Consider the following 14601-nt stretch of genomic DNA (forward strand, 5'->3'; position numbering starts at 1 on the left):
CCACCGCCATAGGGAGAAGAAGTCCAAAACCGGAGGCGAAAAGCCCCATGGAAAGCTGGTTCATCCTGGCCGCGTCGCTGGCCTATCTGCTGTCCTTGTTCGCCATCGCCTGGTACGGCGACCGCACCGGCACGCAGGGGGGCGGCAAGCAGGGCGGCGACCGGCGCACGCCCTGGCTCTACGCGCTCAGTTTTGGCGTCTATTGCACCTCCTGGACCTTCTATGGCGCGGTCGGCCGGGCGGCGACCGGCGGCTTCTATTTCCTGCCGATCTATATCGGGCCGATCCTGATGATCGGGCTGGGCTGGCCGGTGCTGGCCCGCATCGTCCGCGTCGCGAAATCCGAGAATGTCGTCTCGATCTCCGACTTCCTGTCCGCCCGCTACGGCAAGAGCCGCGGGCTGGCCGCCCTCGTCACCATCGCCGCGGTGATCGGGCTCCTGCCCTACATCGCCCTGCAATTGAAGGCGATCAGCGTCAGCTTCGAAATCCTGGCCGGCGCCTCGCTCGGCACCGATCTCAGCCAGATGCCGGGCGGGACGGCGCTGATGGCGGCATTGCTGATGGCGGCCTTCGCCATCCTGTTCGGCGTGCGCAGCGTGTCGGCCAACGAGCATCACCGCGGCCTGATGATGGCCATCGCCGCCGAATCGGTGGTGAAGCTGGCGGCGGCGCTCGGGGTCGGCGGCGCCATCGCCGTATCCGTCTTCGGCGACCCGGCGACCTTCGTCGATGCCGCCATCCGCAATCCGGGCTTCCTGGAGATGATCCGGCTGGACAGCATCGGCACCGACTGGTGGGTCGCCTGCCTGCTGTCCGGGCTGGCGATCCTCTGCCTGCCGCGCCAGTTCCATGTCGCGGTGGTGGAGAACACCCATGGCGGCGACGTGCGCTCGTCGGCGAAGCTGTTCCCGGCCTATCTGGTCGCCATCAACCTGTTCGTGCTGCCGGTGGCGCTGGCCGGGCTGATGCTGTTCCCCGACGGCACCACCAACGCCGACACCTTCATGGTCTCCATCCCCCTGAGCCAGGGCTGGCCATGGCTGGCGCTGGCCGCCTTCATCGGCGGGCTGTCGGCCGCCACCAGCATGATCCTGGTGGAGATGGTGGCGCTCAGCACCATGATCTGCAACGACATCGCCGTCCCGCTGCTGATGGCGCTGCGCCCCGACGACCGGCGGCTGCGCGATAATCCGGCCGGCATCCTGCTGCTGGTGCGGCGGTCGGCGGTGATCGTGCTGGTCCTGCTGTCCTATGGCTGCTATCGGCTGATCGGTCCGGCCTTTCCGCTGGCGACCATCGGCATGATGAGCTTCACCGCGGTGGCGCAGTTCGCCCCCGCCCTGCTCGGCGGCCTGGTCTGGAGCCGGGCCAGCCGCAGCGGCGCCTTCGCCGGCATCTGCGCCGGCTTCCTCGGCTGGGCCTACACCATGCTGCTGCCCTCCTTCGCCGACGCCGGCTGGCTGGCCTCCAGCGCGCTGCGCGAGGGGCCGTTCGGCCTGACCGGGCTCAGTCCGGTGGCGCTGGCCGGCATCGCCGGCATCGACCCGCTGACCAACGCCGCGCTGTGGAGCCTGGGGCCGAACATCCTGCTGTTCGTCCTGGTGTCGCTGCTGACCCGCCCCTCGACCCTGGAGCGCCAGCAAGCCGCCCGCTTCATCAGCCTGCGCCGTTCGACCGACGGCGAGCCGCACGGGCCGCGCGGCGCCACGCTGGCCGATCTGCACGACCTCGCCATGCGCTATGTCGGGCAGCCGCGCGCCGACGCCGCCTTCCGCCGCTTCACCGGGGTTGCCGACGGCGACCTGCGCACCGCGCTCCTGATGCGCACCGACGGCGAGGCGATCCAGCTGACCGAACGGCTGCTCGCCGGGGCCGTCGGCTCGGCCTCGGCCCGCGTGGTGGTGGCGGGGCTGCTGTCCGACCGCCGGCTGTCGCGTACCGACGCCCGCTCCATCATCGACGAGGCGTCGCGCGCCATCCTGAAGCAGCATGAGCTGCTGCGCGCCACGGTGGAGAATGTGCCGCAGGGCATCGCCGTGTTCGACGAGGATTGGCGCGTCGCCACCTGGAACAACCAGTTCGTCGTCCTGCTGGAACTGCCGGACGGCTTCGTCCAGGTCGGCACCTCGCTCCAGGACATCGTCGGGCTGATCGCCCGGCGCGGCGAATATGGCCGCGACGGCGAGATCGAGACGCTGCTGGAACGCCGCTCCGACCCGCGCCGCCGCAACCGGCCCGACGTCTATGAGCGGGTGCGGCCCGACGGCACGGTGCTGGAGATCGCCACCAACCCGATGCCGGGATCGACGCCCGGACGGGGGGGATTCGTCGCCGTCTACACCGACGTCACCGAACGCCACCGCGCCGCCGCCGCCCTGCGCGAGGCCAACGAGACGCTGGAACGCCGCATCGCGGAACGCACCCACGCCCTGTCGGAGGCGAAGGCGGAGGCCGAACGCGCCAACCGCGGCAAGACCCGCTTCCTCGCCGCCGCCAGCCATGACCTGCTCCAGCCGCTGCACGCCGCACGCCTGTTCCTGTCCGCCCTGGCGGAGCGCAACGGCGACAGCGCCATCCGCCAGATCGACGCCTCGCTGCGCTCGGTCGAGACCATCCTGGGCGATCTGCTCGACGTCTCCAAGATCGACAGCGGCGTCGTCAAGCCGAACCCGGTGCCGATGCGGATCGAGGAGTTGCTGAAGCCGCTGGGCGAGGAATTCACCGTGCTGGCCAGCCGGCACGGGCTCGGGCTGCGGGTGGTCGATTGCTCCGCCACCGTGCGCAGCGACCCCACCCTGCTGCGGCGCATCCTGCAAAACTACCTCGCCAACGCCGTGCGCTACACCCGCACCGGCCGAATCCTGCTGGGCTGCCGCCGCCGGGGCGGCATGCTGTCCATCGAGGTGTGGGACACCGGCCCCGGCATCCCCGAACACAAGGTGCCGGAAATCTTCATGGAGTTCCGCCAGCTCGACCATGACGGCGACGACCGCGGCGACCGCGGCAAGGGGCTGGGCCTCGGCCTCGCCATCGTCGAGCGGCTGGCCGGCATCCTCGGCCACAGCGTCCAGGTGCGCTCCCACGTCGGGCGGGGCAGCGCCTTCTCCGTGCTGGTGCCGCTGACCGACGAACCGGTCGCCGCCCGCGCCGTGGTGGTCCGCCCGCGCGGCCGTGACCTGAGCGGCGTGCTGGTGCTCTGCCTGGAGAACGAGCCGGCGATCGCCCGCGCCACCGAGGATCTGCTGTCGAGCTGGTCCTGCCGCGTCGTCACCGCCGTCGCCCCCGACCTCGCCCTGGCGGCGCTGGGCGGACGCGTCCCCGACGTGATCCTGAGCGACTACCATCTCGACCGCAGCCTGACCGGGGTGGAGGCGCTGCGGACCCTGCGCGGCTCCCTGGGCAGCGACATCCCCGCCGCCGTCGTCACCGCCGACCGCGACCCGGCCGTGCGCGAGGACATCGAGGCGGCGGGCTGCCGCCTGCTCTACAAGCCGGTGCGTCCGGGCGCGCTACGGGCATTGCTGGGGCAGCTGCTCGCGGAAGGGCAGCGGATGGCGGGGTAAGGCCGGGGAGGACCGCCGGAAATACCATTATTTTTTATGAGCTTATTGACGGTCGCCGCGCCGGGCCATACGGTTCCGGGGCATCGACCATCACGGCTGGCCTTGGAAGTTCCGGTCAACGGACTCCACGATCCGAACAGGCCGCCGCCGGGCCGGATGCGGAACAGGGCGCGGTGCGCGCGGCACCTTGGCACAGCCGTCGGGAGGAGCGGTTGCGCAACGGAGGCCACGGTGCACGGCTCTCGGCTTGCAATGACGGAACGAAAGGATTGCCCTCCCATGGCCAATTCCACGGCGGAACTTGAGGCTCTGCTGATGCAGCGCCCGCTGACCGACGCCGAGCTTCAGGCGACGGCGGAGGCGGCGGCGAATTTCCGCATCCTCCCCGATGCCACGGTGATCAAGATCGGCGGACAGAGCGTCATCGACCGCGGCCGGTCGGCCGTCTATCCGCTGGTGGACGAGATCGCGGCGGCGCGCAAGGCGCACCGGCTGCTGATCGGCACCGGCGCCGGAACCCGCGCCCGCCACCTCTACTCCATCGCCGCCGGCCTCGGCCTGCCGGCGGGCGTGCTGTCGCAGCTCGGCTCGTCGGTCGCCGACCAGAACGCCGCCATGCTGGGGCAACTGCTCGCCAAACATGGCGTCTCCGCCGTGGACGGCGCCGGCCTGTCGGCGGTGCCGCTCTATCTGGCGGAGGTGCATGCGGTGGTGTTCAGCGGCATGCCGCCCTACACGCTTTGGATGCGTCCGCCGGCCAGCGGGGTCATCCCGCCCTACCGCACCGATGCCGGCTGTTTCCTGGTCGCCGAACAGTTCGGCTGCAAGCAGATGATCTATGTGAAGGACGAGAACGGGCTCTACACCGCCAATCCCAAGACGTCGAAGGACGCCACCTTCATCCCGAGGATCTCGGTCGATGAGATGAAGGCGAAGGGGTTGCAGGATTCGATCCTGGAATTCCCGGTCCTCGACCTGCTGAAGGCCGCGCGCCATGTCCGCGAGGTTCAGATCATCAATGGTCTGGTCCCCGGCAACCTGACCCGTGCGCTGGCCGGCGAGCATGTCGGCACCATCATCACCGCGAGCTGAGGAACCGGGACATGTCCGATAGCGTCAACACCATCAAGCATGTGGCCTCGCCGCTCGCGCGCCAGACCCTTCTCAACGACGACCTGACCCGCCCGGTCGCCGGCGGGCGTCCGATTCCGCTGCTGCCCTGGCTCCAGGTGGTCAAGATCGGCGGCCGGTCGATCATGGACCGCGGACGCGACGCCATCCTGCCGATCGTCGAGGAAATCCGCCGCATCCTGCCGGAACACCGCCTGCTGATCCTGACCGGCGCCGGCATCCGCGCCCGCCATCTCTACAGCGTCGGGCTGGATCTGGGCCTGCCGGTCGGCTCGCTGGCGCCGCTGGCCGCCAGCGAGGCCGGACAGAACGGCCATATCCTGGCCTCGCTGCTGGCGTCGGACGGCGTCTCCTATGTCGAGCATCCGACCATCGCCAGCCAGCTCGCCGTCCATCTGTCGGCCGCCCGCGCGGTGGTGGGCAGCGCCTTCCCGCCCTATCATCATCACGAATTCCCGACCTCGCGCATTCCCGCGCACCGGGCCGACACCGGCGCCTTCCTGCTGGCCGACGCGCTGGGGGCCGCCGGGCTGACCATCGTCGAGGATGTGGACGGCATCCACAGCACCGACCCCAACGGACCCGACGGCGCCGCCGCCACGCTGCTGAAGGAGGTCGGCCCCGCCGAGCTGGCGGCGCATGAGGGGCCGCTGCCGGTGGACCGCGCCTTCGTCGAAGTGCTGGCGAACGCCCGCCACATCACCCGCGTCCAGCTGGTGAACGGGCTGGTTCCCGGCCGGCTGAGCGCCGCGCTGCGCGGCGAGCATGTCGGCACCGTCATCCACACCGGCGCCCGCCGGGACTGACGCCGGGGCGACGGGCGCGACGGGAACAAACCGGCGCGCCCATCCGGTAGGATCGACCCTCAATCCACCGGCGACGGCGGGGCGGCGGACAGCGCGAGCTGGCTCGCCAGCACCGCCGCCTGGGTGCGGGTCAGCACGCCCAGCTTGCGCAGGATCGTGGTGACATGGGCCTTCACCGTGGTCTCGGCGACGTTCATCTCATAGGCGATCTGCTTGTTCAGCTTGCCCTCGGCGATGCCGGCCAGGACGCGCAGCTGCTGGGGCGTCAGGGTGGCGGCGCGGCGCGCCGGATCGGGGGCTTCGGTCTCAGGGCCGCCATTGATCTCGGGCAGCCACAACTCGCCGTCCAGCACGGCGTGGATCGCCTCGATGATCTGGGTGTTGGGGGCGGATTTCGGCACGAAGCCGGAGGCGCCGTAATCGATGGCGCGCTGGATCGTCACCGGATCCTCCGAGGCCGACACCACGATCACCGGGATCGCCGGCTGTTCGGAACGCAGCATCATCAACCCGATCAGGCCGCTCATCCCCGGCATGTGCAGGTCGAGCAGGATGATGTCGGGCGGCTCCCCGGCCTCCAGCAGCGGCTTGATCTGCTCGAACCGCGACGCCTCCAGGATGACGGCGCCGGGGATCGCCTGACCGATGGTCTGGGTCAGGGCTGTGCGCATCAACGGGTGGTCGTCGGCGATCAGAATGCGGTGCGACATCGACTTTTCGCGCAGTTCCGGCAATGGACAGTCCGGGTGTGAAACCGTTGCGTCAGTATCCGCCCACAGCCGTCCGTTGACAACTGCGCCCAATGCCGCGCGTCCAAGTTTCCGATGGCGTTCAACCCTTATCCGTCCGCCGACGGGATGGCGCCGGCGCTGGTACGGTCGTGGATCGCCTGCCGGCGGAAGCGGTAAAGCTCGGCCGGCCGGCCGCCGGTCTGGCTTTCATAGTGTCCGGTCGGCTCGACGAAGCCGCCGGAGATCATCAGCCGGCGGAAATTCTGCTTGTGCACCCGCTCGCCCGACAGCGCCTCCACCACCAGCTGAAGCTGGTGCAGGGTAAAGGTCGGCGGCAGCAGCTCGAAGACGATCGGGCGGTAGCGCAGCTTGCCGCGCAGCCGTTCCAACGCCGTCGCCAGGATGCGCCGGCCATCGCGCGCCATCGGCCGGCCAAGCGCGCGCGGCATCGGCCCGCCGGCCGGAACCGACGCATCGACCCGTGCCGCCAGATCGCGGTCGCGGAAGGATTCGACCAGCATCCCGGCCTCGTAGAGCAGCTCGAACCGCTCCAGCACCCGCTCCATGTCCCAGTCGGCGCCGTCCAGACCGAAGGCCATCCGGGCGCGCTCGGCCCGGCGCAGGCGGGTCTCCCCGTCGGGTGCCGAGGCGATCCAGCCGCGCAGAGCCGGGGCGATCACCCCATCCAGCAGCGGCGGGCGCTGGTCGCGCCAGTCCTCCCACGGGAAATGATCGTAGAGGTCGCGCCATTCGGCCGAGGCATCCCCCCCCAGCGGGCCGTCGCGGACCAAAGCCAGATAGCCGACCACGACCGACCGCGGGCCGCCGAACAGCTCATGCGGATCGCGGTAGCGGTCGCCGAAGGTATAAAGCTGCTCGACATAGCGCAGCGCCAGCCCCGACAGCCCCTCCGCCACCGCGCGCACGCCGTCCTGAAGGGTGCGGAACCGCAAGGGCTCGAAGGGCGCGCCGGGCAGGGCGTCGCGATGCGGCAGCGGCTCGTCGCCGCGCCGGTGGTCTTCCGGCACGGTGAAGCCGCTGCGCACCGTCACCACGCGCGGCGTCCCGCCGGCCACCGCGACGATGGCGACCGACAGGCCAAGCTGAAGGGGCTGGGTCACGGCGCACCCCTCTCCACATCGTGGAGAGGGGGCGTCCAACGGGCTGGGATCAACGCTTGTCCAGCGGCACGAAGGGGCGGGCGGCGTAGCCGGTGAAGAGCTGACGCGGACGGCCGATCTTCTGGGCCGGATCCTCGATCATCTCCTTCCACTGGCTGATCCAGCCGACGGTGCGGGCCAGCGCGAACAGCACGGTGAACATACTGGTCGGGAAGCCCATCGCCTTCAGGATGATGCCCGAATAGAAATCGACGTTCGGATAGAGCTTCTTCTCGATGAAATACTCGTCCGACAGGGCGATCCTCTCCAGCTCCATGGCGATGGCCAGATGCGGCTCGTCCTTGATGCCGAGGCGGTCGAGGACCTGATAGCAGGTCTCGCGCATGATCTTGGCGCGCGGGTCGTAGTTCTTGTAGACCCGGTGGCCGAAGCCCATCAGGCGGAAGCTGTCGTTCTTGTCCTTGGCGCGGCGGACGAATTCGGGGATGCGATCGACCGAGCCGATCTGCTCCAGCATCTTCAGCACGGCCTCGTTGGCGCCACCATGGGCCGGACCCCAGAGTGCGGCGATGCCCGACGCGATGCAGGCGAACGGGTTGGCGTGGGACGAACCAGCGAGACGGACGGTGGAGGTCGAAGCGTTCTGCTCGTGGTCGGCATGCAGGATGAAGATCTTGTCCATCGCCTCCGACAGGACCGGATCGACCTTCCATTCCTCGCACGGCGTGCCGAAGGTCATGTAGAGGAAGTTTTCCGCGTACCCGAGATCGTTGCGCGGATACATGAAGGGTTCGCCGACCGTGTATTTGTAGGCCATGGCGGCCATGGTCGGCATCTTGGCGATCAGGCGGTGCGCCGCGATCTTGCGCTGCACCGGATCGAAGATGTCGGTGGAATCATGATAGAAGGCCGACAGGGCGCCGACGACGCCGCACATGATCGCCATCGGGTGGGCGTCGCGGCGGAAACCGCTGTAGAACTTGGCCAGCTGCTCATGCACCATCGTGTGGTAGGTGATGGTGCGCTCGAAATCGGCCTTCTGCTGCGGGTTGGGCAGCTCGCCGTTCAGCAGCAGGTGGCAGACCTCCAGGAAATCGCAGTTCTCCGCCAGATCGGCGATGGCGTAGCCGCGATGCAGCAGGACGCCCTCGTCGCCATCGATGTAGGTGATGGCCGAGTCACAAGCGGCGGTGGAGGTGAAACCCGGATCGTAGGTGAAATAGCCGGTCTCGGCGTAGAGCTTGCGGATGTCGATGACGTTCGGGCCGGTGGAGCCGCCGAGCAGCGGCAGTTTCAGCGTCTTGCCGGTGACGTCGTCGGTCAGCGTGACGGTGCCGACCTGGCTCACATCGCCGTGCGGCGTGTGCATGCTCGATTCCATGACCTTTTCACACTCCTTGCTGGCCGGCTGGGCGTCGGCTCGCGGCCTGCGCTGCCGGACCTTGGTGGTTGGCCCGTCTTCGGCGCGCCCGCCGGGCGCCGCGCCGTCTTCTCCCGGTCCGACGAGGAACAGGGCGGAGGGCGGAACACCCCACCCGTCCTGGTCGTTGACTCCTCCGGAAGATAGCAGAGGACATCATGACCGACACGCCTCAAACACGCACCCCCTCCGAAGGAATGGTCCCGCCGCGGAAATCCGGCGCGGACACCCCAGCAAGCACCCCGGCGGACACGCATGACCGGACCGCGGCCGGCGAGCGGTCCCCGCGCGAGGACATGACCAAGACGCCGGGCGACGGCACCTTGCAGGATGCCACCCCGGCCGGCCTGTCGTCGAAGGAGCTGCGGGACCGGGCCGAGGACACCGACGGTTCCACCCAGCCCGGCACCGGCTGAGCACGCATCCCAGGCGGCTCACCCCACCATCGGATGCTCGCCGGCACGCGCGCGCAGAAGTCTTTCCAGCCGGGCTGATTCGCGCAGCAGGACCGGCAGCAGCCGTGCCGCCTGATCGCGGTCGCCGTTGCGGCAGAGAACCTCCATCCGCCACGCGTGGTGCATCACCGCCATCCCGCCGAAGCTGCCGGCGAGACTGGACAGGTCATGCGCCTCCGACGCCAGCGCCCGCAGATCGGCGATGCCGGCCCCGCGCCCCTCCGCCATCGCCGACAGCCGCCCCAGCCGGCCGGACAGGTCGTCGAGGAAGCTGCCGACGATCCGCGCCAGGCTGTCGGCACCCACCGTCTGGGCCAGATCGTCCAGCACCGCCTGGTCCAGCGCCGCCTCCCCCGTCTCCTCCACCATCCCGCCCACCTTCCCGTCGACACCGGGGACGGTACCGGCGGAGGGGATGGCCGAGGGTTCGGACGGACGGCCCGCCGCCCCCATCCAGCGGTCGAGGGCCGACAGCAGGCCGGCGCGGCTGATCGGCTTGGTCAGATAGTCGCTCATGCCGGCGCGCAGACACAGCTCACGGGTGCCGGGCATGGCATCGGCGGTGAGCGCGATGATCGGCAGGCCGGCCAGGGCGCCGCCGCAAGACCGGATCGCCTGCGCCGCCTCCAACCCATCCATCCCCGGCATCTGCACATCCATCAGCACCAGATCGATGCCGCCGCGGCGGACCGCCGCCACCGCCCGCTCCCCGTCCTCCGCCACCTCGACGCTGTAGCCAAGCTTGCGCAGCAGGGTGGTGGCGAACAGCTGGTTGGTGCGGTTGTCTTCCGCCAGCAGGACGCGGCCGCTGCGCGGCATCTCCTCCGGCCGGACCTCCACCACCGGTGCCGCGGCCGTGGGAGCGGTGGCGGCGAACAGTCCGGTCAGGCAGCCGGCCAGCGCCCGCTGGCGCAGCGGACGGTTCAGGATCGCCTGGGCCACCCCCTGGACGGGTCCGCCATCGCCCCGCGCCGCCGGACCCAGCGTCACCATCAGAACGCGCCGCGTCTGCGCCAGCGCCGGGTCGCCGGCGACCGCCGCCAGCAGCGCGTCGCCGCTCAGGCCGGGCATGGTCTGATCAGCCAGCAGCACGTCGAAGGGCCGGCCGCCGGCCGCCGCGCGCCGCAGGGCCGCCAGCGCGTCGACCCCATTTTCGACCACGGCCGGCCGGGCGCCCAGACTGTCGAGCATCGAGGCCAGCACCCTGCGGTTCACCGCCAGATCATCCGCCACCAGCACGCGGCGCCCGACCAGCGCCCCTTCGGCCAGCGCCCCTTCGGCCAGCACCCGTTCGGCCGGCGGCTGCATGCCGTCCGACAGCTCGTCGTCCCGCACCTCGTCCGGCAGGGCCAGCGGCAGATCGACCAGGAAGCGGCTGCCGCTGCCCAGCCGGCTTTCCACCGCGATGCTTCCACCCATCAGTTCCGACAGCTGGCGGCAGATCGCCAGCCCCAGGCCGGTGCCGCCGAATTTGCGGGTGATCGACCCGTCCACCTGCTGGAACTTGTTGAACAGGGTCGGCATCGCCTCGGCCGGGATGCCGATGCCGGTGTCGGTCACCGTCATGCGCAGCACCAGATGGGCGTCGGTCGCCTCCCGCGCCTCCAGCTCCACCGCGACGGAGCCCTGATCGGTGAATTTCACCGCGTTGCCGACCAGATTGACCAGGATCTGCCGGATGCGCGTCGGATCACCCAGCAGCGTGCGGCGCAGCGGCGGATCGATGTAGAAGCCGATCTCGATCCCCTTCTCGTGCGCGCGCGGGGTCAGCAGTTCCACCACACCCTCGACCAGATCGGCGGGGTCGAAGGGCAGCGTCTCGATGGTGACGCGGCCGGCCTCCAGCTTGGAGATGTCGAGGATGTCGTTGATGATGGTCAGCAGCGCGTTGGACGAGCTGCGGATCGCCTGGGCGAACTGGCGCTGCTCTTCCGTCAGGGGGGTATCGAACAGCAGCTCCGTCATGCCCATGATGCCGTTCATCGGCGTGCGGATTTCGTGGCTCATCGCCGCCAGGAATTCCGATTTCGCCTGGGTCGCCGCCTCGGCGCGGGCGCGGAGCGCGTCGGCCTCCTCGCGGGCGGCGTCCAGCCCCTCGGCCAGCGCGCACATGTCGGCGGCCTGACGCTGAAGCTCCGCCTCGAAGCGCTTGCGTTCGGTGATGTCGGTGCGGGTGCAGACCAGCGAGCCGCTGCTGGTCCGGTTCTCCGCCACCACGATCCAGCGGCCGTCCGGCAGCTCGCGCTCGAACGGCGCGCCGGGATTGCGGTGCTGGGCCAGTTCGGCCTGGATCCAGGCCTCGTCACTCGGACCGTCCGGGTTGCCGGCGAATTCGCCGTTGGCGACGGCGGCGCGCAGGATCTCCTCGAACGGACGGCCGGGGGTGAACAGCGGCGCCGTCAGCGGATGGGCCTCGCGGTAGCGCTCGTTGCACAGGATCAGCCGGTCGTCGGCGTCGAAATAGGCCAGCCCTTCCGGCACCGCCTCGATCGCGTCATCCAGCGTCTGCTTGGCGAGCCGCAGCTCCTCCTCCGTCAGCTTCTCGCGCGTGATGTCGGTATGGGCGCCGACCATCCGCACGACCCGGCCGGCGGCGTCACGGATGTGGATGGCGCGGCTGAGGATGTAGACGGTGTGGCCCCGCTTGTGGCGGAAACGCTGCACCGCCTCGAAATTCGGGATCAGCCCGGCATTGTAGGCGCGGACCGTCTCCAGCGCCGTGAACCGGTCCTCCTCGAAGATCAGGCCGGCCCACATCTCCAGGCTGTTCTCCAGCTCATCGTCGCGGTAGCCGAGCTGCTCCTTCCAGGTGGGGGAGAACCAGATCCCGCCGGTCTCCAGATTCCAGTCCCAGATGCCGTCGCGCGTCGCCTGCACGGTCAGGTCGAGAAGCTCGCGGTTCGACCGCAGCTCCGCCTCCTCGCGCTTGGCGTCGGTGATGTCCTGGACGACGCCGAGCAGGCCGGCGGGCCGCCCGTCGGCTCCGCATTCGACGGAGGCGCGCACGAAGACATGACGCATGCCGCCGTCCCGCCGGACGACGCGCGCCTCGACCGAAAACCCCTCGCCGGTCCGCCGCGCCCGCTCGGCCATTCTGGCCAGAAGCGGAAGATCGTCCGGATGGTAGGAGGCGCGCGACAGCTCGACCGTCGGCGGCTCCTGTTGCGGCGGCAGGCCGAGGATGCGGTAGACCTCGTCCGACCAGCGCCGGGTGTCGGTAACGAAATCGATGTACCAGTGCCCGAACTGGCCGACCTCCTCGGCGAGATTCAGCAGGCGCGAACGGTCGCGCAATTCGGCTTCCGCCCGCTCACGCAGCGCCACCTCGCGGCGCAGGGTCAGCTCGTCCACCACCAGCCGGGCGAGCTGTGTCAGCGTTTCCGCCTCGCGCTCGTCGAAACCGGCCCGCGGCGCGTCGTCGATGACGCACAGCGTCCCCAGCTTCCGCCCGTCCGCCACCAGGGGTGCGCCGGCATAGAAGCGGATGTTGGGCGCCCCGGTGACCAGCGGATTGCCGGCGAAGCGCGGATCCTTCGTCGCATCGAGGACGACGAGAACGCCGTCATCCAGGATGGCGTGGGCGCAGAAGGCGAGGTCGCGGTGCGTCTCCGTCGCGTCCAGCCCGGCGCGGCTCTTGAACCATTGGCGGTCGCGGTCGATCAGCGAGACGAGCGCGATGCGCGTGCCGAAGAAATGCCGGGCCAGCCGGGTGATGTTGTCGAAACCGGGCTCCGGCGGCGTGTCGAGGACGCAATAGGAGTCGAGCGCCACCTGCCGCAGGTTCTCGTCCGGCGGCAGCGGCGCCGGCACCGCGCCCGACGGTTCCAGTCCGGCACCCCTCTCCACCGAATCCCCAGCCGAACGCCCGGTCACGCGGCGGTCTCCCCGGCCGCGTTTTCGGCGACACGCCATTGCTGGAGCTTGCGGTAGATGGTGGAGGGGCTGATCTCCAGCAGCAGGGCGGCGCGCGGCACGTCATCGCCGGTCAGCCGCAGCGCCTTCTGGATCAACTCCTTCTCGACCCGCCACAGCGGCTGGACCGCGTCATCTTCCTCCGCCGCGGCACTCCGCGGCATCCCGCAGGCGGCGCGGAGGCCATGGCCGGCGCCGGCATCCGGCCCGGCCATCGGCGGCAACATGTCGGGCAAGACCTGCTGCCCGTCATGCAGCACCACCACGTTGCGGACGATATTCTGCAATTGCCGCACATTGCCGGGCCAGTCATGGGCGCGCAGCCGCGCCTCCACCTCCGGCGCGAAGGACGACAGCGCCTTCCCCTCCTCGCGCGCATACTCGACCAGGAAGGAGCGGGCGATCTCGACCACGTCGTCGCCACGCTCGCGCAACGGCGGCAGGGCGAGCGGGATGACGTGCAGGCGGTAATAGAGATCCTCGCGGAAGCGGCCGGCCTGCACCTCGGCCAGCGGATCGCGGTTGGTGGCGGCGACGAAACGCACGTCCACCCGCTGCTCCCGCCCGCTGCCGACGGGATTGACCGTGCCGGTCTGGACGAAGCGCAGAAGCTTGCTCTGGAGATCGATCGGCATCTCGCAGATCTCGTCGAGGAACAGCGTGCCACCGTCGGCCAGCAGCGCCGCCCCCGGCCGGTCGCCCGCCGCCCCGGTGAAGGCGCCCTTCACATGGCCGAAGATCTCCGATTCCAGCAGATCCTTGGGAATGGCGGCGCAGTTGAGCGCGACGAAGGCGGCGCCGCGCCGCGGGCTGGCGCGGTGGATCGCCTGGGCCGCCACCTCCTTGCCGGTGCCGCTCTCGCCGGTGATGAAGACGTTGGCGCGGCTGACCGCCACGCTCTCGATGGTGCGGTAGACCGCCTGCATCTCCGGCGAACTGCCGATGAAGCCATGGAAGCGCCCGCGATCAAGATCCTTACGGTATCCCTCAACGATCCGGGCCAGGATCCGCCGCTCCAGCGCGTTGCGCAGGGTCAGGTTCAGCCGGTCGGCGTTGAAGGGCTTCACGATGAAGTCGAAGGCGCCGAGCCGCATGGCCTCGACCGCCAGATCGATCGACCCATGGGCGGTGACCACCACCACGGAGATGCCGGGGTCGCGGGCATGCAGCGCCTGGAGCACCTCCAGCCCGTCCATGTCCGGCAGCTTCAGGTCGAGGATCACCGCGTCGGGCGGTGCCGCCGCCGCCGCGTCCAGCGCCTCGCCCCCGCGTGTGCAATGCACAATGTCATGAGCCTCCGCGCGCAGGAACTCGATGTAGAGCCGGGCAAGCGGGACCGTATCCTCGATCAGCAGGACGCGGCGCTTTTTCGATGGGGACACGGGTCGATACCCTGGCAGTCGGTGGCGAAGTGAGGCACGTGGCAAGTGTAACCCGGCAATGGGAGCCCCCACCAGTC

General features: G+C 69.8%; 8 protein-coding genes. 3 read left to right on the plus strand and 5 right to left on the minus strand.

The window, feature by feature from the left end; translation table 11 throughout:
- The first annotated feature begins 47 nt into the window (after window positions 1–47).
- From AZL_RS32030 to AZL_RS32040, 3 genes are all read left to right on the plus strand, one after another.
- A complete protein-coding gene (locus AZL_RS32030; RefSeq protein ID WP_012978509.1) occupies window positions 48–3566 on the plus strand; it encodes a hybrid sensor histidine kinase/response regulator in 3519 nt (1172 codons plus the stop codon).
- Window positions 3567–3845: 279 nt separating this feature from the next.
- On the plus strand, window positions 3846–4658 hold the full coding sequence (locus AZL_RS32035; RefSeq protein ID WP_012978510.1) for a uridine monophosphate kinase: 813 nt from the start codon (window positions 3846–3848) through the stop codon (window positions 4656–4658).
- Window positions 4659–4669: 11 nt separating this feature from the next.
- Entirely contained in the window at window positions 4670–5503 is an 834-nt protein-coding gene (locus tag AZL_RS32040) for a molybdenum storage protein subunit alpha (RefSeq protein WP_012978511.1), read from the plus strand.
- Window positions 5504–5562: 59 nt separating this feature from the next.
- Here the strand turns inward: AZL_RS32040 and AZL_RS32045 are convergent, their stop codons facing one another.
- The 5 genes from AZL_RS32045 to AZL_RS32070 all read right to left on the minus strand — a co-directional run bounded on the left by AZL_RS32045 (window position 5563) and on the right by AZL_RS32070 (window position 14524).
- Entirely contained in the window at window positions 5563–6213 is a 651-nt protein-coding gene (locus AZL_RS32045; protein WP_012978512.1) for a response regulator, read from the minus strand.
- Between the two features lie 128 nt (window positions 6214–6341).
- Window positions 6342–7355 (minus strand): NUDIX hydrolase, encoded by a 1014-nt coding sequence (locus tag AZL_RS32050; RefSeq protein ID WP_012978513.1) that lies wholly within the window; start codon window positions 7353–7355, stop codon window positions 6342–6344.
- Window positions 7356–7404: 49 nt separating this feature from the next.
- A complete protein-coding gene (gene gltA / locus AZL_RS32055; protein WP_042446724.1) occupies window positions 7405–8736 on the minus strand; it encodes a citrate synthase in 1332 nt (443 codons plus the stop codon).
- Window positions 8737–9209: 473 nt separating this feature from the next.
- Window positions 9210–13103, minus strand: coding sequence for a response regulator (locus AZL_RS32065; protein WP_247894559.1), 3894 nt, complete (start codon window positions 13101–13103; stop codon window positions 9210–9212).
- Window positions 13100–14524 (minus strand): sigma-54-dependent transcriptional regulator, encoded by a 1425-nt coding sequence (locus tag AZL_RS32070; protein ID WP_012978516.1) that lies wholly within the window; start codon window positions 14522–14524, stop codon window positions 13100–13102. The genes AZL_RS32065 and AZL_RS32070 overlap by 4 nt, the downstream gene beginning before the upstream one ends.
- Window positions 14525–14601: the final 77 nt, after the last annotated feature.

It is taken from the genome of Azospirillum sp. B510, assembly GCF_000010725.1.
GTDB classification, from domain to species: domain Bacteria; phylum Pseudomonadota; class Alphaproteobacteria; order Azospirillales; family Azospirillaceae; genus Azospirillum; species Azospirillum lipoferum_B.

Coding starts and splice junctions, on each gene's coding strand:
- AZL_RS32030 (WP_012978509.1), top strand. CDS start 48: ATGGAAAGCTGGTTCATCCTGGCCGCGTCGCTGGCCTATCTGCTGTCC.
- AZL_RS32035 (WP_012978510.1), top strand. CDS start 3,846: ATGGCCAATTCCACGGCGGAACTTGAGGCTCTGCTGATGCAGCGCCCG.
- AZL_RS32040 (WP_012978511.1), top strand. CDS start 4,670: ATGTCCGATAGCGTCAACACCATCAAGCATGTGGCCTCGCCGCTCGCG.
- AZL_RS32045 (WP_012978512.1), bottom strand. CDS start 6,213: ATGTCGCACCGCATTCTGATCGCCGACGACCACCCGTTGATGCGCACA.
- gltA (WP_042446724.1), bottom strand. CDS start 8,736: ATGGAATCGAGCATGCACACGCCGCACGGCGATGTGAGCCAGGTCGGC.